This window comes from Micromonospora sp. C81 (genome assembly GCF_018070425.1).
Classification (GTDB): domain Bacteria; phylum Actinomycetota; class Actinomycetes; order Mycobacteriales; family Micromonosporaceae; genus Micromonospora; species Micromonospora zamorensis.
The window spans coordinates 395,407-417,405 of sequence record NZ_JAGPXS010000004.1 but is presented as its reverse complement, the minus strand read 5'-3'; the positions used below and the strand labels follow the sequence as shown (position 1 = coordinate 417,405).

The following is a 21,999-nucleotide window of genomic DNA, read 5'->3' as shown; positions in this document are numbered from 1 at the left end:
AGGAGGAAGGCGATGACCCCGACCCTCACGCCGCCGCCCGTGACGGCGGCTCCCCCAGCCGCCGATGAACGGTGCGACCGCTGCAATGCTGCCGGGAAGCTCCGGATCACCCTGACGGGTGGGAGCGAGCTGGTGTTCTGCGGGCACCATGCGAACAAGTACGCGGAGGATCTCGTGAAGATCACCGAGCGGTTCGCGACGGAGCCCGATTTCAGCTGGCGTGGCGCCGATCTGATGGCGAACTAAATCCGCAAACCGACATAGCCGGCCGGAGGCACCCCGAGGGTGTCTCCGGCCGGCTTTTCGCTGCCCAAACCACCCCGGCCCGCCCCGGCCCGGCCACCGCCCTCGCCCCGCGCCTACGCTTGCCCCGCCCCGCGCTTGCCCCGCCCGCGCCGGCGCTTGCCCGCCCCGCGCCCCGCGCGCTCGCCCCGCCCGGCGCTTGCCCGCCCCGCGCTTGCCCCGCCCATGCCGTGCGCTCACCCGCCCATGCCGTGCGCTTGCCCCGCCCTCCGTTCCGCTTGCCCCGCCCGCGCGCTTGCCCGCGCCGGCCCAGGAACGCACGCCGCCGGAGTGCCGCCAAGATCCGCACTACTTCGGTGAAGTTGCTGCCTCCGGCGCCCGCGAGGCAGCAATATCCCCGAAACTGTGCGGATCTTCGCGCCCGCGCCCGCGCCCCGCGCCCCGCGCCCCGCGCCCCGCGCCCCGCGCCCCGCGCCCCGCGCCCCGCGCCCAAGATCGTGCTCGAACCAGGATGTAGTTGCCTCATCGACGCGCCGATGCCACTACATCCCGGTTACTGCGCGATCTTGAAGTAGGACGCTCCGCAGAGGCACCCGCGGGCGTTCCGGGCACGTAAACCTCGGTCTCACCCCAGGCCAGCCCGTGATCCACTCGATTTCACGGAAGTCGCGCTTTCCTCCGCGCTCGAAGACCGCGTTTTCAAGGAAACCGAGTGGATCACGCCGGAAGCAAGCACGGCCACAGACCTCGACCGCAGGCCTCGACCGCAGAACCTCGGCCGCAGGCAACACCGATGCGGCAGGTCTAGAGGGTCTGGACGGTCGCGATGCGTTCCTCGAGCTGCTCGATGGTGGCCTGGGCGCTCGGAGGGCCGCCGCAGAGCCGGCGCAGCTCAGCGTGGATCTTGCCGTGCGGCTGGCCGGTGCGATGGTGGCGAGCGGCCACCAGGGCGTTCAGTTGGCGCCGGAGCGCCACGCGACGCTGAGCGGCGCTCATGGGTGCCGGTGGCGCCGCCGTGGGCGCAGAGGCCGGCTGAGCGGCCCCGTCGGCGGTACGGCGGCGTTGGGCGGCGAGCTGTGCGGCCTGCCGTTTGGTCAGCAGCAGCGACACCTGGTCGGCGGTGAGCAGGCCGGGCAGGCCGAGGTATTCCTCTTCCTCCGGGGTGCCGGCCTGGGCCGCGGTACCGAACGACGCGCCGTCGAAGATCACCTGGTCCAGTTCGGCGGTGGCCGAGAGCGCGGCGAACCGCTTCTCCAACTCGCCGCTGGCCTGGTCGTCGCGCTGCGCCCGTTCCAGCAGATCGTCGTCGAGCCCGTCGGATTCCTTGGGTTTGCCGAGGACGTGGTCCCGTTCGGTCTCCATCTCGCTGGCCAGGCCGAGCAGGTGCGGCACGCTGGGCAGGAAGACCGACGCGGTCTCACCTGGCCGTCGGGCTCGCACGAACCGGCCGATCGCCTGGGCGAAGTAGAGCGGCGTGCTGGCGCTGGTGGCGTAGACGCCGACCGCCAGTCGGGGGATGTCGACACCCTCGGACACCATCCGCACCGCGACCAGCCATCGCTGGTCGGACGCCGCGAACGTCGCGATCCGCGCGGACGCACCCTGGTCGTCGGAGAGCACCACGGCGGCCTTCTCGCCGGTCAACTGCTCGATCAGCTTGGCGTACGAGCGGGCGGTCTGCTGGTCGGTGGCGATGATCAGACCACCGGCGTCGGCCATGCCCGCGTTGCGCAGCACGGTCAGTCGGGCGTCGGCGGCGCGCAGCACCTGCGGCATCCAGTCCCCGGCCGGGTCCAGGGCGGTACGCCACGCCTGCGCCACCAGATCCTGCGTCATCGGTTCACCGAGGCGGGCGGCCAGCTCCTCCCCCGCATTGGTCCGCCAACGGGTCTCCCCGGAGTACGCCAGGAAGAGCACCGGCCGGACCACGCCGTCGCGCAGGGCGTCGGAGTAGCCGTACACGGAGTCGGCGCGTGAGCGCAGCAGCCCGTCTCCGCCCCGCTCGTAGCTGACGAACGGGATCGGGTTGTCGTCGGAGCGGAACGGTGTCCCGGTGAGCATCAGCCGGCGTACGGCGGGGTCGAAGGCGTTCTTCACCCCGTCTCCCCAGGACCGGGAGTCACCCGCGTGGTGGATCTCGTCGAGGATGACCAGGGTGCGTCTGGTCATGGTGCGCCGCCGGTGCACCTGCGGTGCCATGCCCACCTGGGCGTAGGTGACCACCGCGCCGTGGAAGTCGGCTGCGGAGTGCACGTCGGCGTTGCGGAACGCGGCGTCGAGCTGGATGCCGACGCGGGCCGCGGCGTCGGCCCACTGGTTCTTCAGGTGCTCGGTCGGGGCGACCACGGTGACCGCCTCCACGGTGCCGTCACCGAGCAGCTCGGCCGCGATCCGCAGGGCGAAGGTGGTCTTGCCGGCGCCCGGCGTGGCGACCGCTGTGAAGTCCTCGGTGCGCCGACGCAGGTATTCCACCAGGGCTTTGCGCTGCCAGGCGCGTAGTGCCGGGAACGTCTCGAGCACCGGCGTCCGGGCTGCCACGCGAAAGCTCCTCTCCGACCGCACGACGGCGGACCCGGGGCGAGGGCCACGATGACCGCCGCCCATGAAAACGCCTCCGCGCAGAAGCTGCCGCGAAGGCCGACTCAGCATAACCAGCGCGAGCCCCACGGCCCAGGCGACGCCACGCTGGTCACATTCGCCACCCTGGCGCGGATGGCCTCACCACTCCCGGTCGGCGCGGGGATCCGCCCCATCGGCACGCGGCGGGCGCAGCGTCGCCACCGGCGCGGACCAGCGCCGACGCAGCGCGATCAGACGTAGCCCGAAGACCAGGGCGGCAGCGGCGGTGAGCGGTACGGGCCCGGTCTGACCGGTCACGTAGAGCAGCACCACCAGCACCGAGCCGGCCAGCGCGGCGAGGGCGTAGATCTCCCGACGCAGCACGACGGGGATCTCGGCGGTGAGCAGATCCCGGCCGAGCCCGCCGCCGATGGCGGTGAGCATGCCGATCAGGCAGGCACCGACCGCTGGCACCCGGGCGTCGAGTGCCTTGAGCGTGCCGGTCACCGTGAACAGTGCGAGGCCCGCCGCGTCCAGCACCAGGACGGTGGTGCGCAGTCGGGCCAGTTGCGGGTGCAGCCAGAAGACGGCGAGGGCGGTGATCGCGGCGGTGGCCGCGTACCGCCAGTCGGCGAAGGCCAGCGGCGGCACCTCGTCGATGACCAGGTCCCGGAAGATCCCGCCGCCGAGGGCGGCCACGAAACCGACGAACGCGACGCCGAACAGGTCCAGTCGCTTCGCCGCCGCCGCCGACGCCCCGGATGCGGCGAACACCGCCACCCCGGTCAGGTCGGCGAGGAGCAGGGCGGTGGAGGTGGTCACCGCCGCAGGCTACGTCGCCGGCCGGAGCACCGGCCGAGGTTCACTCGCGGTACGAGTCGTAGATCTCCTTGCACTTGGGGCAGACCGGAGAACCCGGCTTGGCCGCCTTGGTGACCGGGAACGTCTCGCCGCAGAGCGCGACGACGTAGGTGCCCATGACGGCACTTTCGGCGATCTTCTCCTTGCGGACGTAGTGGAACATCTCGGGACCGGTGTCGGCGTCCTTCAGCTCCGGACGCTCGAGAACCTCTGTGCTCACGTCTGCACCTCCAACCGACAAGTTTGGCAGGTCATCACGGCCGGGTCCACTTGAGGCCGGCCGTGGCCCCACCCCGTACCGTGCTCGTGTGAATGACTTTCGCATCAGCTACGGAACCGAGGTCGCCGAAGCCCTGCGCGACGGCCTGCCCGTCGTCGCCCTGGAGAGCACCATCGTCTCGCACGGCCTCCCCCGGCCGGAGAACCTGCGGGTGGCCAGGGAGATCGAGCAGACGGTCCGGGACGCCGGGGCTGTCCCGGCGACGATCGGCATGATCAGCGGCAGGCTGGTGGTCGGTCTGGACGACGCGCAGCTGACCCGCCTCGCCACCGTCGACGGAGTGACCAAGCTCTCCGTCCGCGACCTCGCACTGGCGGCGGCGACCGGCGCGGACGGCGCCACCACCGTCGCCGCGACCAGCGCGGTGGCCGCCGCGGCCGGGATCGGGGTGTTCGCCACCGGCGGGCTGGGTGGGGTGCACCGGGAGGCAGCGCACACCTTCGACGAGTCGGCGGACCTGGGCACCCTGGCCCAGACTCCGATCGCAGTGGTCTGCGCCGGGGTCAAGTCGATCCTCGACGTGGGCGCGACGCTGGAGCGGTTGGAGACCCTCGGGGTCGCCGTGGTCGGTTACCGCACCCGCCGGTTCCCCGGCTTCTACCTGACCGACGCCGGCTTCGACCTGGACTGGTCGGTGGACTCGCCGGAGCAGGTCGCCGCCGTGCTCGCCGCCCGCGACGAGCACGCCGTGCACACCGGCGGACTGCTCGTCGCCAACCCGTTGCCGGTCGAGGAGCAGCTCGACCCGGAGCTGCACGACCGGACGCTCGCCGACGGCCTGGCCCTGCTGGAGCGGGACGGGGTCACCGGTAAGGCCGTGACGCCGTACCTGCTGTCGTACTTCCACTCGGCCACCGAGGGCGCGAGCCTGGCGGTGAACGTCCGGATCATCCTGCGCAACGCCGACCTGGCCGCGCGGATCGCGGTCGCCGCAGCGGCCCGCCGCACCACCGCCTCGGCATGACCCGACCGGCCCGGATGGTCGTCGTCGGTGACGTGATCACCGATGTGGTCGCCGTGCTGTCCGGGCCGCTCGCGGCCGGCTCGGACACCGGAGCTGAGATCAGCATCGGCGGCGGCGGTCAGGCGGCCAACACCGCCGCCTGGGTAGCGGCGCAGCGGGTGGACGTCACGCTCGTCGGCGCCGTCGGTGACGACGACGCCGGACGGGACCGGGTGGCCGAGCTGGAGCGGGCGGGTGTCGACTGCGCGATCGAACGCGTCGAGGGCGTGGCGACCGGCACGGTGATCGTGTTGGCCACCGACGACGAGCGCACCATGGTCAGCCAGCGGGGCGCGAACCTGCGGCTGACCGGCGCGCACGTCGAGCGGGCCCTCGCGGCGGTGCCCGACGCAGGGCATCTGCACCTGTCCGCGTACACCCTGTTGGACGCCGGGTCGCGCGACGCCGGGCTGCGGGCGCTGGCCGCCGCGCGCGAGCGTGGGCTCACCACCAGCGTCGACGCGGCCTCCGCGGCGCCGCTGCGGCGAGTGGGCGCGGCGGCGTTCCTGAGTTGGGTACGCGACGTCGACCTGCTGCTGGTCAACGCGGACGAGGCCACCGTGCTCGCCGGTGGGCTGGACCCGGCGGCGCAGGGGCGGGCGTTGTCGGCGACGGCCCGGCGGGTCGTGGTCAAGCGCGGCGGGGCCGGCGCGGTCTGGGTCGACCGCACCGCGGCGGTCCGCGTGGCTGCGGCCCGGCGGGTTGCCGTGGTGGATGTCACGGGGGCCGGGGACGCCTTCGCGGCTGGCCTGCTCACCGCCTGGCTCGCGGGTGCCACCCCGGCCGCGGCGCTGAGCCGCGCCACCGATCTGGGGGCGCTGGCCGTCTCCACCGTCGGCGCACGACCGCAGCCGTAGTCGTCGGCGCACGGTCGCGGCTCCCGAGTGCTCGAACCCTGGCCCGTTCGCGGGTCAGGGTTCGGCGTCGATGACCTTGTGCGGGCGTTCCTCGGCGGTGAGGCTCATCGGCGGGGTGTCGTCCGTGTGCCGGCGGTGGAACCTGTTGGCCAGCCGGTGCTCTTCCTTCGGCGGCCGGTCGTTGGCCAGCAGCACGGCCAGCCAGGGGATGAGCACCATGCCGAGGGCGCACAACGGCAGCCAGAGCCAGAGCAGCGGGGCGTTCGCACCGACCAGGATCGCGCCGGCGATGATGCAGGCCACCCGGATGCCCATCATCAGGACGTAGCGGCGCTGACGGCTGGTGAGCTGGTCACCCTGGCTGCGCGAGGCGTCGGTGATCAGAATCGGCTGGTACGCCTGACGCTTCACCATGGACCTCCTCGAGGGGGTTACGCCTCATCCTGTCACCGCAGGGCCGTGATCAGCGAACTTCGACTCATCCCGCCGCGTGTTACGTGCGTGGTACGCTGCCTGGCGTGGGCAGCAGGTTCAGCTTCACCGACGAGGCGTTGGCCAACCTGAGGGTCTACGACGTCACACCCGGGGAAGTCTGGGAGGCGCTGCACAGCGCCCGACGGGTGATCCGCCATCTGGGTGACGACGTGATGGTGGTCTACGCCGCCGCCCGTCGGGGCCGCCGACTGGCGGTGCTGCTCGCCGAGGCCGATGGCACCGACAACGACTGGGACATCCTCTCCGCTCGTGAGCTGAGCGACGCCGAGTCCAAGCGCTACGACGAGGCCGTGCGGAGATCTCGCCGATGAGGAGGCCGTGACGATGCACCGAAACGACGCGACCAAGCAGTTCCACAGCGGCGACGACCGCATCGCCGAGCTGATCGACGAGGGCCCGGGGGTGGACCTCCCCGCCCCCGACACCGACGTGCCGATGGTGAGCCGGTCGGTCCGGCTGCCACTGGAGACGTACGAGCGGGTGCGGGCCGCCGCCGACGCCCGAGGCATCGGGGTCACCACGCTGATGCGCCAGTGGATCGAGGCCGGCCTCGCCGACCTGGACGACTCCGCGACCGTCTCACTGGCCGACGTCCGGCGCGCGCTGGCCTCGCTGGCGCACCCCACCGCCGCCTGAGCGACAGCCCCCACCAGGCCGGTCGCGTCAGCCGCCGGCGGTCTTCTCCTTGGCCGCTGCCTTCATCTGCTGCTTGTACTCGCGCACCCGGCGCAACGAGTCGGCGTCGGTGACGTCGGCCACCGACCGGTACGCGCCCGGGTCGCCGTACCCGCCGGCCGCCGTCCGCCAGTCCTGCGGGGTGACCCCGAACCGCTTTCCGAGCAGAGCTACGAAGATCTGCGCCTTCTGCTTGCCGAAGCCGGGCAGCCCGGAGACCCGGCGCAGCAGCTCCGGCCCGTCGGCGACGTCGGCCCAGAGCAGCGCCGCGTCACCGTCGTAGCGCTCCACCAGGACCTGGCAGACCTCCTGCACCCGGGCCGCCATCGCCTTCGGAAACCGGTGCAGTGCGGGCGGCTGGGCGAAGAGCGCGACCAGGGCCTCCGGGTCGTACCCGGCCAGCTCGACCGCGTCCAGTTCGTGGCCGAGCCGCTGCGCCAGCACGTACGGCGAGGAGAAGGCCTTCTCCATCGGCACCTGCTGGTCCAGGGTCATCCCGATGAGCAGGGCCAGTGGGCTGCGCTCCAGCAACCGGTTGGCCTCTGGGTCGATGGGCAGCACTAGCGTCATGCGGACCATCCTGCCTGGCCCACCGATCCGGGTGGACGCCGACGCTCCGATCGTCTCGCGACACCTGGCGCTCGTCTGCCACGCTCGACGACATGCTTTGGACCGCCCCGCCCGGTTCCCCGTACCACCGGCTCGGCCGCACTGCCCGGCACCGCTGGTGGCAGCCCCTCGTCGGCACCGTCGCGCTGGTTGTCTCGGCGGTGGTGGTCCTCTGCCTGCTCTTCGGCGTCGCCGCCGTCGTGGCCGAGCTCACCAACCGCCCGTACGACGCCGACGGGCTTCCCACCTTCGGCCCGATTCCGGACGCCGCACTGCTGATCGCCTCGCTGGCGTTGTTACTCCCACTTCTGTTCGGCGCGGCCTGGCTCGTGCAGCGTCGGCCCGCCGGCACGCTCTCGTCGGTGCTCGGCCGGCTGCGGTGGAACTGGCTCGGCCGCTGCCTCCTGATCGCCACGCCGCTGATCATCGTCATGCTGTTCGGCGCGGACCTGCTGCTCGGGCTGACCGGCGAGAGCTCGGTGCTCGCCCCGGCGGACACGTGGGTGGGTGGGCCGGAGTTCGCCGCCGGCCTGCTGATGGTCCTGCTGCTGGTGCCATTCCAGGCCGCCGCGGAGGAGTACGCCTTCCGGGGCTGGCTGTTACAGGCCGTCGGCGCGTATCTCCGCTCACCCTGGCCCGCGATCGCCCTTCAGGCGGTGCTCTTCGCCGCAGCACACGGCTGGGGCACGATCTGGGGTTTCCTGGACCTGGCATTCATGGGCGCGTTGTTCGGCTGGTTGACGGTGCGAACCGGCGGGCTCGAGGCCGCGATCGCGCTGCACGTGGTGAACAATCTGACCGCGTTCACCCTGGCGGCGGCGTTCGGCGGGCTCAGCGCCGACGAGACGATGGCCGACGCCCCATGGCAGCTCGTCCTCGTCGACGTGCTGGTGCTGTCCGCGTACGCCCTGGTCGTCGACCGGATGGCCGCACGTCGAGGGCTGGCGACGGTCGTACCGCCGGACCTGGTCGTGGCGGTGCCCGGCGGGCCCTCGGCCCCGACCGGTGCGGAGCTGAAGCGGCCGGAGGTCGCTGTCGAATCTCGCGGGTGGTGACGGCTTTCTCCGCGACGGCAGGCAGGATGTCGGGGTGGACGAACACGACATGCTGCTCTCCCCCGCCGGCGTCGACGCGCTGCGCGACGCGCTGACCCGGACCGGTTTCACCAGCCACGGCATCGCCGAGCGCCTGGGCGCCCAGGCGACCACCGCCGTCGCCCGCAACGACTACCGGGCCGCGCTGCGCGCCACCGAGGACGGCGACCCACTGGGCACCCTGATCCGGGTGTTCATCTGCGACCAGACCGAGCCGGAAGCGCTGGTGGCCGCCGCGCTGGCGCCGCTGAGCCTGGAGGAGGCGCTGGCCGGTGGGCTGGTCGAGCGGTACGGCGACGGGCTGCGTGCCGGCGTCGACCTGGAGCCGTACGGCGACGACTGGTGGGTGCTCGCCGACGTGCCGGCCAGTGCCCGACCGGGTCGCCCGTTGCACGCCGAGCACGTGCTCGGCATCGGCGGGGCCACCCACACCCTGATCGGTGCGACCATCCGCCGACCGGTGGGCAGCGCGCTGGACCTCGGCACCGGCTCCGGCGTCCAGGCCCTGCACCTGGCCACCCACGCCGACTCGGTGACGGCCACCGACCTCTCGGAGCGGGCACTGCGCTTCGCCGCGACCACCGCCGCCCTCAACGGTCAGGACTGGGAGCTGCTGCGCGGCGACCTGGTCGCCCCGGTTGCCGGCCGGCGCTTCGACCTGGTGGTCAGCAACCCGCCGTTCGTGGTCGGCCCGGGCACCACCACGCACGTCTACCGTGACTCCGGCCGGGTCGGTGACGCGATCGGCGCCGAGCTGGCCGCCGCCGCCCCGGGCCTGCTCACCGAGGGCGGCACCATGCAGTACCTGGCGAACTGGGTGCACGTCGCCGGCGAGGAGTGGGACGAGCGGGTCGCCGGCTGGTTCTCCGGGACCGGCTTGGACGCCTGGGTCATCCAGCGCGAGGTGGCCGACCCGATGGCGTACGTCGACCTGTGGCTCACCGACGCCGGCGAGACCACCGACCCGCAGCGGATGGCCGCCTGGCTCGACTGGTTCGACGCGCACAAGGTGGAGGGGATCGGCTTCGGCATCGTGTCGCTGCGACGGGGTGGGCACGCCGACCCGGTGGTCCGGGTGGAGGACCTGCGCCAGCGGGTGCAGCCGCCGCTGGGCGACCAGGTGGCCGCCTGGTTCGACCGCCAGGACTTTCTGCGGGTACGCGACACCGAAGCGCTGCTCGCCGAGCGCTACCGGGCCGCCGAGGGCCTCCAACTGCGCCAGGAGGCCACCATGGGTGACGAGGGCTGGGGGGTGGACCGGCAGGTCCTCGCGATGCCGCACGGCCTGCGCTGGACCGAGGAGATCGACCCGCTGGTGCTGGCCCTGGTCGGTGGCGCCGACGGCCGCCTACCGCTGCGCGACCAGCTCGCCCTGCTCGCCGCCGCGCACGACGTCGAGCCCGACGAGATGGCCGAGGCCGCGGGCCCGATCGTGGCGCACCTGGTGGAGCGCGGCTTCATCGAGGCGGTGACCGCGTGACGCGGGCATGCTCTGCGCCGGCTGCCGGCGTTGCGGCGGGCTGCTGATGCGTGCGGTGGTGCAGACCGTCGGGCGGGCCAGCGTGACAGTGGACGGCGAGGTGGTCGGCGCAATCGAGAACGGCCTGCTGGTGCTGCTCGGGGTGACCCACACCGACACCGCGGAGACCGCTCAGATCATGGCCCGCAAGGTGCACGAGTTGCGCATCCTGGACGACGAGCGGTCTGCCGCCGACACCGGCGCGCCGATCCTGGTGGTCAGCCAGTTCACCCTCTACGGGGACGCCCGCAAGGGTCGCCGTCCAAGCTGGACGGCAGCCGCCCCCGCCGAGGTGGCCGAACCACTGGTGACCGCCGTCGTCGACGCGCTGCGCCAGCGCAACGCCCCTGTGGAAACCGGCCGCTTCCGCGCGCACATGCTGGTGGAAAGCACCAACGTAGGCCCCCGAACCCTCCTCCTGGACCTCTAGCCCCTCCCCGTTGGTGATCAAGAGATTTGCGTCAGAGTTCGGCCTTTCCATGACGCAAACCTCTTGATCAACGGGGAGGGCGCCAAGGGGTTGGGGTCAGGAGAAGAGGCCTCGGCGGGACAGGGACTGGCGGAGCCAGTTGTCGAGTTCGGCGGTCCAGTCGGTGCGGTCGGCGGTGGCGTGGTCGACAGTGAACCGGCCGAAGGCGTCCCGCCCCTCGGTGAAGACGCCGCCGCGCTTGTCGACCTCCAGGACCACCTGCATCTGCTGCGCGTCGGCGATGAAGGTGACCTCCAACTGGTTGATCGAGCGGGCGTACTGGGGCGCCGGGCCGAACTCGATCTCCTGGTAGAAGGGCAACGTCTGTCGTACGCCGTAGATGTGCCCACGCTCCACATCGGCGCGAGCGAACCGGAAGCCCAGTCGCAGCAACGCGTCCAGCAGTCGCTCCTGCGCGGGCAGCGGGTGCACCGACACGGCGTCCAGGTCACCCTTGTCGACGGCGCGGGCGACCTCCAGCTCGGTACGCAGGCCCATCGTCATGCCGTGCAGGTGCTGCCCGTACAGCTCGGTGACCGGTGTCTCCCACGGCACGTCGAAGCGGAACGGGATGTCGTGGCGCTGCCCCGGCTCCAGCCGGAACGCGCCGGTGATCTGCTGGCGGCGGAACTCCTGAGTGGTGTCGTAGTCGTTGTCGCCGCTCTCCACCTCGACCCGGGTGACCAGACCGAGAGTCACGTGGTCGATGTCGACCTGGTGGTCGCCGCCGACCACCTGGATGCGGCCCTCCAGCTGGCCGCCCGGGCGGCAGTTCGGGTTGGCCAGCACCGTCTCCACCGATGGGCCGCCGACCCCCATCGCCTTCATGAGCCGCTTGAAGACCACGCCGTCCTCCATCTTTCGTCGTCGCCGACCCGAGCTGACCGGCCGTCCGCAACGTAGTCGGGGCGGGCAACCGCACACGGGGACGACACACCGCACCAGAGATCCGACCTGATTCCTGTCGGGTGCCCGATCGCCTCACTCCCGTTTTACGCCCCGACCGCCAAGCTGTGTGCACACCGGCACCACTGGGCCGGAGACACGGCACAGACGTGGAAACGGGGAGAGACAGAGATGGCCCTTCAGATGACGGAACACCGGATGCGCCCGGCCACCACGACCGACACCGACGGGACCTCCGAGGTCCTCACCGACCTGGACGCCACCGACGAGCGTGGCATCTCCACCGACCTGGTCCGGGCGTACCTCAACGGGATCGGCCGCACGAAGCTGCTGACCGCCGCGCAGGAGGTCGACCTGGCCCGTCGGATCGAGGCCGGCCTGTTCGCCGACGAGAAGCTCGCCACCTGCACCCCGGTTTCCGCGGAGCTGCGGGCCGACCTGGAGCTGATCGTCGCGGAGGGCCGGGCCGCGAAGGACCACCTGCTGGAAGCGAACCTGCGGCTGGTCGTCAGCATCGCCAAGCGCTACACCGGCCGTGGCATGGCGTTCCTCGACCTGATCCAGGAGGGCAACCTCGGTCTCATCCGGGCGGTGGAGAAGTTCGACTACGCCAAGGGTTACAAGTTCTCCACGTACGCGACGTGGTGGATCCGGCAGGCGATCACCCGCGCGATGGCCGACCAGGCCCGCACGATCCGCATCCCGGTGCACATGGTCGAGCAGGTCAACCGGATGGTTCGCGCCCGCCGCGAGCTGGCGGTGACGCTGGGCCGCGAGCCCACTGTCGCCGAGGTGGCCCGCGCCCTGGAGATCCCCGAGATCCAGGTCATCGAGCTGATCTCCTACGACCGGGAGCCGGTCAGCCTGGACCAGGCCGTCGGCGACGACGGTGAGAGCGCGCTCGGCGACTTCGTGGCCTCCGTGGACCCGCGCACCGAGCCGGGCGACGCCGCCGCCCAGGGTGAGTTGCGCAACGAGGTGAGCATCGTGCTGGCCACCCTGTCCCAGCGGGAGCAGGCGGTCATCCGGCTCCGGTTCGGTCTCGACGACGGCCGGCAGCGCACGCTGGACGAGGTCGGTCGGGAGTTCGGTCTGTCCCGGGAGCGGATCCGGCAGATCGAGAAGGTGACGCTGCTGAAGCTGCGCGCGCCGGAGCGGGCTCAGCGCCTGGAGTCGTACGCCTGCTGATGCACCTGCTCATGGAAGGCCCTGGCGGTTCGCCGGGGCCTTCCATGCTGTCGGGGTTCTTGACCGGTGGCACCATCCACGGTAGAAACCATTTGGTTATGAAACCAGGAGGTTATACGTGGTGGGCACCGAACTGCTGGACGCGACCTTCGCGGCACTGGCCGACCCGACCCGACGGGCCATCCTCGCCCGGCTCGCGGCCGGGGAGGCGACAGTGACAGAGCTGGCAGCACCCTTCGCGATGAGCCAACCGGCCATCTCCAAGCACCTCAAGGTGCTGGAACGCGCTGGCCTCGTCAGCCGGGGACGGGACGCCCAGCGCCGACCCTGCCGCCTGGAGGCCCGGCCGCTGCGGGAGGCGACAGCCTGGCTCGCCGACTACCGCGACTACTGGGCGGAGAGCTATCAGCGCCTCGACGCGCTGCTCGACGAACTCCAGGCCGTCGACCAGACCGACTCCGCCCGTCGACGCTCCCGACCGGACGGATCGCGCGGGTGAGCAGCGTCGACGACCCGCTCGTCGTCCACACCCCGGGTGATCGGGAGATCGTGCTGAGCCGGCTGTTCGAGGCACCGGCACGTCTGGTGTTCGCCGCCTTCACCCGACCCGAGCTGCTGGTCCGGTGGTACGGCGCGCGCGGCTGGAGGCTGGTGGAGTGCGATGTCGACCTGCGGGTCGGCGGGCGGTGGCGGTTCGTGTCGCAGGGCCCGGAGGGCGAGCGGATGGTCCAGGCTGGGGTCTACCGGCAGATCGAGCCACCGCACCGGCTGGTCTGCACCGAGCTGTTCGACGACCAGTCCTACCCGGGCGAGACGCTGGTCGGCCACGAGTTCACCGAACTGGCCGGCCGGACGACGGTCACCACCACGCTGCGCTACGCCACCACGGAGGGGCGGGACACCGTGCTGCGCTACCCGATGACCCGGGGGGTCGGGCAGAGCTACACGCGGCTCGCCGACCTGCTGCGTTCCACAACGACGATACGAGGAGAGCAACCATGAACTGGACGCTGGAAGTGGTGATCGTGCCGGTCACCGACCTGGACCGGGCCAAGAAGTTCTACGCCGAGCAACTCGGCTTCGTGGTGGACCACGACACCGTGATCGGCGACGAGGCGCGCATCATCCAGCTGACCCCGCCCGGCTCCGGCTGCTCGATCGTGATCGGCAAGGGCGCCGTCCCGGACATGCCACCGGGGTCGCTCAAGGGTCTGCAACTGGTGGTGCCCGACATCGAGCGGGCCCACGCGGAGCTGGTCGAACGTGGCGTGGAGGTCAGCGACGTCCAGGTGCTGGGTGCCAGCCCAAGCCCCACGCCGCACCCGTTGGACAATGTCGGCTTCGTCTTCTTCACCGACCCGGACGGCAACGCCTGGGCCGTCCAGCAGATCTCCAGCCGCGCCTGACCGCCCCCGTCACAGGCGGCGGGGGCCGGTGTCCGGGCGGGCAACCACACCGCCGACGCGCACCTGGGCGTGCAGGACCGAGATGCCGTCCGGGCGGGCGAGCACCGGGTTGAGGGTCAGTGACCGCACCCGGGGCTGCTCGTCGGCGAGCTGACCGACCCGCAACAGCAGGTCGGCCAGGGCCGCCCGGTCGACCGGCGCGGCGCCCCGGTGCCCCCGCAGCAACGGCGCCGCCCGGGGCTCGTCGACCAGCTCGGCCGCGTCCCGGTCGGTCAGCGGCACCGCCCGCCAGGCCCGGTCGCCCAGCAGCTCGGTGGCGACCCCGCCGAGGCCGAAGCCGACCACCGGCCCGAACGCCGGGTCCTCCACCAACTCCACCACGCAGGCCACACCGGGCGGCACCATCGGCTGGACCAGCACGTCCGCGCCGAAGGTCGCCGCCAGCTCGGCGTACGCCCGGCGGAGGGTCGGCTCGTCGGGCAGGTCGAGCCGGACCGCGCCGAGGTCGACCCGGTGCCGCAGCCCGGGGTCCGCCGCCTTCAGCGCCACCGGGAACCCCAGCCGCGTCGCCGCGTCCACGGCCGCGCCGACCGAGTCGACGGGCACCGAGGCCACCACGTCGATGCCGTACGCGGCCAGCAGCGCACCCGGGTCGGTGCCGTCGGCGCGGAGCGCGGCCTGCGCGGCGGCCCGGTCGATGCCGAGCAGCTCGGGTGCCAGCCCGGGCGGGCGGCGCAGCCACTCGGCGTACCGGTGCACCCGGGCGAGTGCCCGCACCGCCTCCTCCACGCCCCCGTACGCGGGCACTCCCGGCGGCAGCCGGCCGACCAGGAACGTCGCCACTGTCGGTTTGCCCAGCGCGAGGGCGGCCGGCAGCGCGGCGGTCACGTCGGCGTCCACATCGGTCAGCTGCCCGGGCAGCGGCGGGGCGAAGACCACCACCAGGGCGTCCACCCCCTCGTCGGCGGCCGTCTCCTCGAGAGCGGCGGCGAACTCGGCGGCACCGGCGCTCGGCCCGACGTCGCGGGGATGACCGTCGGCCACCGTGAGGCCGTGCCCGACGCAGGCGGTGGCGGCCAGCCCGGTCAGGGCCGAGGAGTTGCCGACCACACCGACCCGTCCGCCGACCGGCAACGGTTGGTTGGCCAGCAGCACACCCACGTCGAGCAGCTCCGGCACGGTGTCCACCCGGATCACCCCGGACTGGGCGAAGAGCGCGGCCACCGCCACCTCGTCCGGGCCTGCGGTGTCTCCGACCCCGACCGGGCGGGCCGGCGAGGCGAGCGCCACGACCGGTTTGGCACGGCCGATCCGCCGGGCCAGCCGGGCGAACTTACGCGGGTTACCGAAGGTTTCCAGGTACAACATGATCACGTCGGTGCCGGGATCGTCCTGCCAGTATTGGAGGAGGTCATTGCCGGAGACGTCGGCCCGGTTGCCGGCCGAGACGAAGCTGGACAGCCCCAGACCGCGCCGGTCCGCCTCGGCCAGCAGCGCCACCCCGAACGCGCCGGACTGGCTGAAGATGCCCACCCGACCGGCCGGCGGCAGCGCCGGGGCGAGGGTGGCGTTGAGGCGTACCGTCGGGTCGGTGTTGGCCACGCCCAGGCAGTTCGGGCCGACCACCCGCATGCCGGCGGCGTGCGCCGCGCGGACCAGCGCCCGCTGCGTGGCCGCGCCCTCGGCGCCGGCCTCGGCGAAGCCGGCCGAGATGACGACCAGGCCGTGCACCCCCGCGGCGGCGGCGTCGGCGACCACAGCGGTCGCCGCCTCCGGCGGGACCGCCACCACCGCCAGGTCCACCGGTGCCCCGGCCTCAACCGCGGAGGGGTACGCGGGCAGCCCCGCCACTGTCGACGCGCTCGGATGCACCGGCACCACCACGCCGGTGAAACCACCGTCGCGCAGGTGCCCGAGCACTGCGGCGCCGACGCCCTGACCGGTGGCGCTGGCGCCATAGACGGCGATGCCACGTGGGGCCAACAGCCGGGCGATGGAACGGGCCTCGGTTCGGTGTTCCCGGCCGCGCTGCACCTCCAGCGTGGCCTCGGTGGGCGCGATCGGGAAGCTCAGGTGCACCACACCGTCGGCGTACTCGCGCTGGACCTGGTAGCCGAAGTCGGCGAAGACGCGCAGCATCGTCCCGTTGGCCGGCAACACCTCGGCGACGAAGCTCATGATCCCGTTGCGCCGGGCCGCGTCGGCCAGGTGCTCCATCAGCACCGAGCCGATGCCCCGGCCCTGGTGGGCGTCCTCCACGACGAAGGCCACCTCCGCCTCCGGGGCCTGCGGGCCGAGCCGCTCGTAACGGCCGACCGCGACGATCTGGTCGCCGGCCAGCACCACGAACGCCTCCCGGTCGCGGTGGTCGACGGTGACGAACCGGATCAGATCCCGTTCCGGGATGCGCGGGTACGGCGAGAAATACCGAAGGTAGCGGGTGCGCTCGGAGAAGCGGCTGTGCATCGCCACGATGCCCGGCGCGTCGGACGGGTCGATCGGTCGCAACTGGACGGTGCTGCCGTCGCTGAGCAGCACGTCCACCGGTTGGCTCACGGTCGTCACCGGCGTGGCCCTCCCCTGGCCCGGCTCAGTCCCGCGGGTCGTACGGGTCGAGCCCGAGCAACGGGAAGACCGTCTTGCGGGTCGCGGCGATCGCCCGGTCCACCGCGTTGGGCTCGCCGGTCGGCTGCCACGGCTCGAACGACGGGTCCGCTTCGTCGGTCATCCGCAACGGCACCTCCCGGCCCAGACGACGGGAGGCGACCAGCTCCCGCCAGGCGAGCGGGGTGAGCGTGGCCGGGGCGATCGGGTCACCGGTGGCCACGGCCAGCAGGTGACTCCACGCTCGGGGCACCACCTCGACCAGGGCGTACCCACCACCGCCGGTGGCCACCCACCGACCGTCGCACAGCTCGTCGGCGAGTGCCCGCATCGCCAGGTAGGTGGCTCGTTGGCCGTCCACCGTCAGGTTGAGGTCGGCGAGCGGGTCCAGTCGGTGCCCGTCGGCGCCACACTGGCTGACCAGCACCTGCGGCCGGAACGCGCGCAGCACCGACGGCACGATGGCGTGGAACGCCCGCTGCCAGGCGCTGTCCTCGACACCCGGCGGCAGCGGCATGTTGACCGCGCTGCCCTGCGCGCCCGGCCCACCCGTCTCGTCCGGGAAGCCCGTGCCCGGAAAGAGCGCCAGCGGGGTCTCGTGCAGGCTGATCGTGAGCACCCGGGGGTCGTTCCAGAAGATCTGCTGCACACCGTCGCCGTGGTGCACGTCGACATCCACGTACGCGACCCGCTCGGCGCCCAGGTCGAGCAGCCGGGCGATGGCCACCGCAGGGTCGTTGTAGACACAGAAGCCGGAGGCTCGGGCGGGCATCGCGTGGTGCAGGCCACCAGCCACGTTCACCGCCCGCCGTGCGTCACCGCGCCAGACCGCCTCGGCGGCAGCCATCGTCGCACCGGCGATCAGCGCGCTGGACTCGTGCATCCCCTCGAAGACCGGGTTGTCGGACGTGCCCAGCCCGTACCCGGCGAAGAGCGGATCGCGCGGCGCGGCACGCACGGCTGCCAGGTAGGCCGGGTCGTGCACCCGGGTCAGCGCGGCGTCGTCGGCGGGCTCCGGCTTGACCATGCGCACCCCGGGGCGATCCAGGACGCCCAGCTCGCGGGCGAGCGCGATGGTCAACTCCACCCGGACCGGGTCGAGCGGATGGTCACCCATGTCGTAGGCGAGCAGCGACTCGTCCCACACCACCACAGTGTCGTCGGACATGAGCCCATCGTCGCACGAGGACCTTCGTCGGCCCACCGCACGCGCTGGTCAGCGGTCGGAAGTCGGCCCGGAGGCGACCGGCCGGGTCGGGTCGGCCACCCAGTTGCTCCACGAACCGACGTAGAGCGCGGCGTCCGTGCGACCGGCCAGGTGCAGCGCGAGCACCGCCTGCGCGGCGGTCACACCGGAGCCGCAGTACGCCCCGACAGCCCGCGCCCCGGTGACCCCGGCGGCGGCGAACCGCTCGCTCAGCACATCGGCGGCCGGGAAGCGCCCGTCCGGGCCGACGTACTCCCCGGCGGGCAGGTTCGCCGCTCCCGGCACGTGCCCGGCGACCGGGTCGATCGGCTCGACCTCGCCCCGGTAGCGGGGTGCCGCCCGCACGTCGAGCAGCACCGCGTCGTCCGCGGCGGCCAGCTCGGCGGCCTGCCCCGCGTCGAGCACCGGAAGATCACCGGGACGCACGACGATGTCGCCGGAGGTCGGGGCGGGCGCGTCGGTGGAGACCGGCAGGCCGGCGGCGACCCAGGCCGGGAAACCACCGTGCAGCAGGCGCACCGGCCGGTGCCCCGCCCAGCGCAACGTCCACCAGGCCCGGGCGGCAGCCAGGCCGTCGCCACCGTCGTACACCACAACGGGGTGACCGGCGCGGACGCCGGCGGCCCGCAACGCGGCCTGCAACGCGGCCGGGTCGGGCAGTGGGTGCCGACCGCCGACGCCGGGCGGTCCGCAGAGCGCGGTGTCCAGGTCGAGGAAGACCGCGCCGGGCAGGTGACCGGCGAGGTAGTCGTCGTGGCCGGGCGGGCCGATGAGCCGCCAGCGGACGTCGAGCAGGGTGGGCGGATCGGCGTCGTCGAGCTCGGCGGCGAGCCGATCGACCTCGACCAGCGGCTCCTGGGTACCGGACATGGCGACCATCCAACACCATTCGTGCCGAGGGCTCACGGTTCGGCGGCGGCCGGCGGGCCAACACCCGAGGTAGCATCGTGCATCGGAGGGCCGCTGACCTTATGAAGTCTCACGACCTGGTCGATACGACCGAAATGTATTTGCGCACCATCCTTGAGCTGGAAGAGGAGGGGGTGCCGCCGCTGCGTGCCCGGATCGCCGAACGGCTGCAGCAGAGTGGCCCCACCGTGAGCCAGACCGTCGCCCGGATGGAGCGCGACGGCCTGCTCACCGTCGAGGGAGACCGGCACCTGACGCTCACCGCCCAGGGTCGCGGCAGCGCCGTGTCGGTGATGCGCAAGCACCGCCTCGCCGAGCTGCTGCTGGTCAACGTCATCGGGATGCCCTACGAGGAGGCCCACGAGGAGGCCTGCCGCTGGGAGCACGTGATGAGCGACGCGGTGGAGAAGCGGGTGTACGACCTGCTCAACCGGCCGACCCGCTCCCCGTACGGCAACCCGATCCCAGGGCTGCAGGAGCTGGGCTCGCCGGCCGCGGAGGCCACCGAGGCCGCCGAGGGTGAGCGCAACCTGGCCTTCCCCGGTCTTTCCGGGTCGGTCGTGGTGCGCCGGATCTGCGAGAGCGTGCAGAAGGACGCCGACGTGCTGCGCCAGCTGCACGCCGCCGGTGTCGACCCGGGCGCCACGGTGACCGTGGCACAGGAGCGCGACGGCGTCTCGATCGACCGCTCCGGGGACCGGGTGCGGCTGCCCCGCGAGGTCGCCTCCCGGGTTTTCGTCGCCGCCAGCTGAGTCGCCGCCAACTGATCATCCGGACACCCGGGCGTCACAACGCCCGGGTGTCCACCTTTTTCGCCAGCGCGGCCAGGCCACCGGTCAGCTTCTCCGCCGCCGAGCGCTCGCCGCCACGGGCCGCGGTCCAACTCACCGTGGCCAACCGTCCGTCGGCGGCCAGCCAGCCCACCTCGGCGACCGGCCCATGCCCGCTCGCCGCAGCGGTCGTCCGCCGATACGCCTGCTGACCCAGCCCGGTGACCTTCGCCGCCTTGTCGGGCACCACATCCGCGGCGAAGGTGGCCTTGTCGATCGTGGTCTCGGACACACTCAGTGTCAGCTCCGGCAGCGTCGCGCTCCTGGCCCGCACCACACAGGTGTGCGTGTCGCCCTGTTCGCTGGCCGCCGCCACGTCGAAGCGCACCTTGACCAGTTGCTCGATCACCGCGAAGTCCAGCAGCCGGCAGGCCCCACCCGAGGAGGCCGCCGCCACGTCCACGGCGATCGGCACCGGCGGCGGCACCGCCACCGGCTCGGCCTCGGCAGCACAGCCGCTCACCAGCAGCCCCGCCACCCCGGCGACCACGATCCGCCCGCGCACGTTCCACCCTCTCGCCGACCGACGGCGGAAGGCGCCCGCCAGGTGTCCGTCGGACACCGTACGGGGTGTCGGTGGCGGGCGGAAGCCCTCGTTCTGCCGGTCTGCCCGCGCTTATCCGGACTGTGGATCATCCACGTACGGGCAGTGCCGGCAACCGCGTCCACAGCACGTGCCACGGCGGGCCAGGAAACCGGCGCTGAGCACGAACAACCCGCTCTGCGGATCGAGATAGCCGGCCTCCCCGGCGGCGAGCGCGGCGTCGTGCGCGGCGAGGATCCGGACCCGGTCGGGGTGCTCCGGCGACAGCCGGGACGGGTGCGGCTCGGTGAGCGGCCGGTCGGCCAGGGGTCGTCGCTCTCCGCTCACCGAGGCAGTCTAGGGAAGCGCACGTCCCAACCGCCCTGGGAGGGGGTCTGGTCCGGCGACCGCGGATGCCTGGCAGGCGATCGCGCCGTTCTTCTACGGCTGGTGGGACGCGGCCGCCCGCGCACTACCCGTGGCTTGACGACGCCGACAGGTTCACTGCCACGGTCTCGACGTTCCTGCGCTTTCAGCCCCGGTAGTCGTTCTGGTGGATGCCACCCTGCGGGGGCGCGCCGTACGAGCCCGGGAAACCGCGCACCGGCCCGAGGTGCAGTACCGCTGTCGGAGCGTCGGTCATGCTCCCACCGGCCGGCGCCAACAGCTGGGTCGTCGAGGGAACACCGGACTCCGCGACAGCGTCCGGTGTGTTCCTCAGGCGCATCACCACCAGTGCGAGCGCGCCCACGCCCGCGGCGACCAGCAGGCCACCCAAAAGCAGGAAAGGCAACGAACTGCTTCCCTCCTCGCTGACGGCCTTGAGGGTGGGCAGCGCAGCAGCGGGGGTGTCGTCGCCCACCTCCTCCGCGGCGAGAGGGCTTGCCTCCACGGCGGGCGACGGCGACGTCCTGGTGGGCGCTGCCACCGCCGAGAGGGTCAGCCCCACTGTCGCGACGTCACCGGCGGTGCCTCGTACGGTCGTGCGAGCGGTGCGGTAGCCGTCCATGGTCGCGCGGACGGTGATGGTGCCCTCGGCGATCGGCTTGCCGTCGCTCGACGTGATCGAGAACTGGCCGCTGCGGCTGCTGGTCGTCCGGTATTCGTGCCCGGCGCTGTCCGTGACGGTCAGGTTCACGCCGCCGATTGCCTTTCCGCTGGCGTCGCGAACCCGGCCGGAGACACTTTTCACCCCGGCTGCCGGCTTGTCCCCGCCGGATGGCGACGCACCCGGGCCGTGGACGTAGACCGTCCTGTGGTCATAGCTGTTCTGCCCGGCAAGCCGCACGGCGACTGAGATGTTGAGCCCGGTGATCTCATTCGGACGAGCCGCGGGGGCGACGAGCGTCGTGTCGAAGGTCTGGCTTCGGCCGGGTCCCAGCTTCGGCTCTGCCCGGCATCCGGAGGTGCATCGCAGGCCGCCGCCGACCACCACGATGGCCGTTTCGGCCCTGCTGCCGGTGTTGGTGACACTGAACCGCACGCGCACCGTCTCGTTGGGCTTCACGTTCTCCGCCGACACGCTCAGGATCCGGACGGGCTGCGGGGCGGCCGTCGCGGGCGCCGCCGACACCGCGAACGTCCCCCCGATCAGCGTGATCAATGCGGCCGCCCGGGTCCATCGGACACATAAGCGCGTCGTCACTTCCAACCACCTTCAGCACGAGCAGGCAACACCGGTCGATGTCACCGCGGGCCACTATGCCCTGTCCGGGACGGGTTGCGCGACCCGCCGCCGACGTCTGGCCGGAGGACACAACAG

25 protein-coding genes are annotated in these 21,999 nt (G+C 72.4%); 13 read left to right on the top strand and 12 right to left on the bottom strand.

All coding sequences use genetic code 11. The annotated features are described in order from the left end of the window. Positions 1 to 12: 12 nt before the first annotated feature. Entirely contained in the window at positions 13 to 246 is a 234-nt protein-coding gene (locus KBX46_RS10670; RefSeq protein WP_030489368.1) for a hypothetical protein, read from the top strand. An 801-nt stretch (positions 247 to 1,047) separates the two neighbouring features. On the opposite strand, the gene KBX46_RS10665 is transcribed toward KBX46_RS10670, so the two are convergent. From KBX46_RS10665 to KBX46_RS10655, 3 genes are all read right to left on the bottom strand, one after another. Further along, positions 1,048 to 2,781, bottom strand: a complete 1,734-nt coding sequence (locus KBX46_RS10665; RefSeq protein WP_210792304.1) for a DEAD/DEAH box helicase — start codon at positions 2,779 to 2,781, stop codon at positions 1,048 to 1,050. Positions 2,782 to 2,961: 180 nt separating this feature from the next. After that, entirely contained in the window at positions 2,962 to 3,624 is a 663-nt protein-coding gene (locus KBX46_RS10660) for a trimeric intracellular cation channel family protein (protein ID WP_210792303.1), read from the bottom strand. Positions 3,625 to 3,664: 40 nt separating this feature from the next. Next, the gene (locus tag KBX46_RS10655) at positions 3,665 to 3,883 is read right to left on the bottom strand and encodes a DUF3039 domain-containing protein (protein ID WP_088946800.1); all 219 of its coding nucleotides are present in this window, start codon (positions 3,881 to 3,883) and stop codon (positions 3,665 to 3,667) included. Between the two features lie 88 nt (positions 3,884 to 3,971). Between KBX46_RS10655 and KBX46_RS10650 the strand changes: the two genes are divergently transcribed. Both KBX46_RS10650 and KBX46_RS10645 read left to right on the top strand, forming a co-directional pair. Next, positions 3,972 to 4,907 (top strand): pseudouridine-5'-phosphate glycosidase, encoded by a 936-nt coding sequence (locus KBX46_RS10650; protein WP_210792301.1) that lies wholly within the window; start codon positions 3,972 to 3,974, stop codon positions 4,905 to 4,907. After that, entirely contained in the window at positions 4,904 to 5,803 is a 900-nt protein-coding gene (locus KBX46_RS10645; RefSeq protein ID WP_088946798.1) for a carbohydrate kinase family protein, read from the top strand. The genes KBX46_RS10650 and KBX46_RS10645 overlap by 4 nt, the downstream gene beginning before the upstream one ends. Before the next feature lie 54 nt (positions 5,804 to 5,857). On the opposite strand, the gene KBX46_RS10640 is transcribed toward KBX46_RS10645, so the two are convergent. Then, a complete protein-coding gene (locus KBX46_RS10640; RefSeq protein WP_172861971.1) occupies positions 5,858 to 6,217 on the bottom strand; it encodes a DUF3099 domain-containing protein in 360 nt (119 codons plus the stop codon). A gap of 104 nt (positions 6,218 to 6,321) precedes the next feature. On the opposite strand from KBX46_RS10640, the gene KBX46_RS10635 reads away from it, so the two are divergent. Both KBX46_RS10635 and KBX46_RS10630 read left to right on the top strand, forming a co-directional pair. Then, positions 6,322 to 6,609 carry a hypothetical protein gene (locus KBX46_RS10635; RefSeq protein ID WP_088946797.1) on the top strand — a complete coding sequence of 96 codons (288 nt, stop codon included), beginning with the start codon at positions 6,322 to 6,324 and terminating at the stop codon, positions 6,607 to 6,609. Between the two features lie 13 nt (positions 6,610 to 6,622). Then, on the top strand, positions 6,623 to 6,934 hold the full coding sequence (locus KBX46_RS10630; protein WP_088951534.1) for a hypothetical protein: 312 nt from the start codon (positions 6,623 to 6,625) through the stop codon (positions 6,932 to 6,934). A gap of 27 nt (positions 6,935 to 6,961) precedes the next feature. On the opposite strand, the gene KBX46_RS10625 is transcribed toward KBX46_RS10630, so the two are convergent. Beyond that, a complete protein-coding gene (locus KBX46_RS10625) occupies positions 6,962 to 7,552 on the bottom strand; it encodes an HhH-GPD-type base excision DNA repair protein (protein WP_210792300.1) in 591 nt (196 codons plus the stop codon). 83 nt (positions 7,553 to 7,635) lie between these two features. Here KBX46_RS10625 and KBX46_RS10620 point away from each other — a divergent pair, with 83 nt between their 5' ends. The 3 genes from KBX46_RS10620 to dtd are packed head-to-tail and all read left to right on the top strand — an operon-like array spanning position 7,636 to position 10,625. Further along, positions 7,636 to 8,637: a CPBP family intramembrane glutamic endopeptidase gene (locus KBX46_RS10620; RefSeq protein ID WP_210792298.1), complete on the top strand. Its 1,002-nt coding sequence runs from the start codon at positions 7,636 to 7,638 to the stop codon at positions 8,635 to 8,637. Positions 8,638 to 8,671: 34 nt separating this feature from the next. Then, positions 8,672 to 10,156, top strand: coding sequence for a methyltransferase (locus KBX46_RS10615; RefSeq protein ID WP_210792296.1), 1,485 nt, complete (start codon positions 8,672 to 8,674; stop codon positions 10,154 to 10,156). A gap of 46 nt (positions 10,157 to 10,202) precedes the next feature. After that, positions 10,203 to 10,625 (top strand): D-aminoacyl-tRNA deacylase, encoded by a 423-nt coding sequence (dtd, locus tag KBX46_RS10610; RefSeq protein WP_210792294.1) that lies wholly within the window; start codon positions 10,203 to 10,205, stop codon positions 10,623 to 10,625. A 96-nt stretch (positions 10,626 to 10,721) separates the two neighbouring features. Here the strand turns inward: dtd and KBX46_RS10605 are convergent, their stop codons facing one another. Continuing rightward, positions 10,722 to 11,510 carry a sporulation protein gene (locus tag KBX46_RS10605; protein ID WP_210792390.1) on the bottom strand — a complete coding sequence of 263 codons (789 nt, stop codon included), beginning with the start codon at positions 11,508 to 11,510 and terminating at the stop codon, positions 10,722 to 10,724. Positions 11,511 to 11,741: 231 nt separating this feature from the next. Here KBX46_RS10605 and sigB point away from each other — a divergent pair, with 231 nt between their 5' ends. The 4 genes from sigB (at position 11,742) to KBX46_RS10585 (ending at position 14,164) form a co-directional block, all read left to right on the top strand. Beyond that, on the top strand, positions 11,742 to 12,758 hold the full coding sequence (gene sigB / locus KBX46_RS10600; protein WP_370452985.1) for an RNA polymerase sigma factor SigB: 1,017 nt from the start codon (positions 11,742 to 11,744) through the stop codon (positions 12,756 to 12,758). 121 nt (positions 12,759 to 12,879) lie between these two features. After that, positions 12,880 to 13,257 (top strand): helix-turn-helix transcriptional regulator, encoded by a 378-nt coding sequence (locus KBX46_RS10595; RefSeq protein ID WP_141908333.1) that lies wholly within the window; start codon positions 12,880 to 12,882, stop codon positions 13,255 to 13,257. Then, a complete protein-coding gene (locus tag KBX46_RS10590; protein ID WP_210792292.1) occupies positions 13,254 to 13,760 on the top strand; it encodes an SRPBCC family protein in 507 nt (168 codons plus the stop codon). Before KBX46_RS10595 ends, KBX46_RS10590 begins: the two co-directional genes overlap by 4 nt. After that, complete coding sequence (locus tag KBX46_RS10585) at positions 13,757 to 14,164, top strand: VOC family protein (RefSeq protein ID WP_088946792.1); 408 nt, start codon at positions 13,757 to 13,759, stop codon at positions 14,162 to 14,164. Before KBX46_RS10590 ends, KBX46_RS10585 begins: the two co-directional genes overlap by 4 nt. Before the next feature lie 9 nt (positions 14,165 to 14,173). Here KBX46_RS10585 and KBX46_RS10580 read toward each other — a convergent pair whose 3' ends face one another. From KBX46_RS10580 to KBX46_RS10570, 3 genes are read right to left on the bottom strand one after another with little or no spacing between them, the layout of a single operon-like run. After that, positions 14,174 to 16,729, bottom strand: coding sequence for a bifunctional GNAT family N-acetyltransferase/acetate--CoA ligase family protein (locus KBX46_RS10580; protein ID WP_210792291.1), 2,556 nt, complete (start codon positions 16,727 to 16,729; stop codon positions 14,174 to 14,176). A gap of 25 nt (positions 16,730 to 16,754) precedes the next feature. Continuing rightward, positions 16,755 to 17,936: an acetoin utilization protein AcuC gene (locus KBX46_RS10575; RefSeq protein ID WP_210792289.1), complete on the bottom strand. Its 1,182-nt coding sequence runs from the start codon at positions 17,934 to 17,936 to the stop codon at positions 16,755 to 16,757. Between the two features lie 48 nt (positions 17,937 to 17,984). Continuing rightward, positions 17,985 to 18,845 (bottom strand): sulfurtransferase, encoded by an 861-nt coding sequence (locus tag KBX46_RS10570; protein WP_210792287.1) that lies wholly within the window; start codon positions 18,843 to 18,845, stop codon positions 17,985 to 17,987. A 101-nt stretch (positions 18,846 to 18,946) separates the two neighbouring features. Here KBX46_RS10570 and KBX46_RS10565 point away from each other — a divergent pair, with 101 nt between their 5' ends. Further along, positions 18,947 to 19,636: a metal-dependent transcriptional regulator gene (locus KBX46_RS10565; protein WP_088946789.1), complete on the top strand. Its 690-nt coding sequence runs from the start codon at positions 18,947 to 18,949 to the stop codon at positions 19,634 to 19,636. Between the two features lie 34 nt (positions 19,637 to 19,670). On the opposite strand, the gene KBX46_RS10560 is transcribed toward KBX46_RS10565, so the two are convergent. The 3 genes from KBX46_RS10560 to KBX46_RS10550 form a co-directional block, all read right to left on the bottom strand. After that, a complete protein-coding gene (locus tag KBX46_RS10560; RefSeq protein ID WP_210792285.1) occupies positions 19,671 to 20,219 on the bottom strand; it encodes a hypothetical protein in 549 nt (182 codons plus the stop codon). Positions 20,220 to 20,330: 111 nt separating this feature from the next. After that, positions 20,331 to 20,585 carry a DUF5522 domain-containing protein gene (locus KBX46_RS10555; RefSeq protein WP_210792283.1) on the bottom strand — a complete coding sequence of 85 codons (255 nt, stop codon included), beginning with the start codon at positions 20,583 to 20,585 and terminating at the stop codon, positions 20,331 to 20,333. Between the two features lie 184 nt (positions 20,586 to 20,769). Then, a complete protein-coding gene (locus KBX46_RS10550; RefSeq protein ID WP_210792389.1) occupies positions 20,770 to 21,882 on the bottom strand; it encodes a carboxypeptidase-like regulatory domain-containing protein in 1,113 nt (370 codons plus the stop codon). Positions 21,883 to 21,999: the final 117 nt, after the last annotated feature.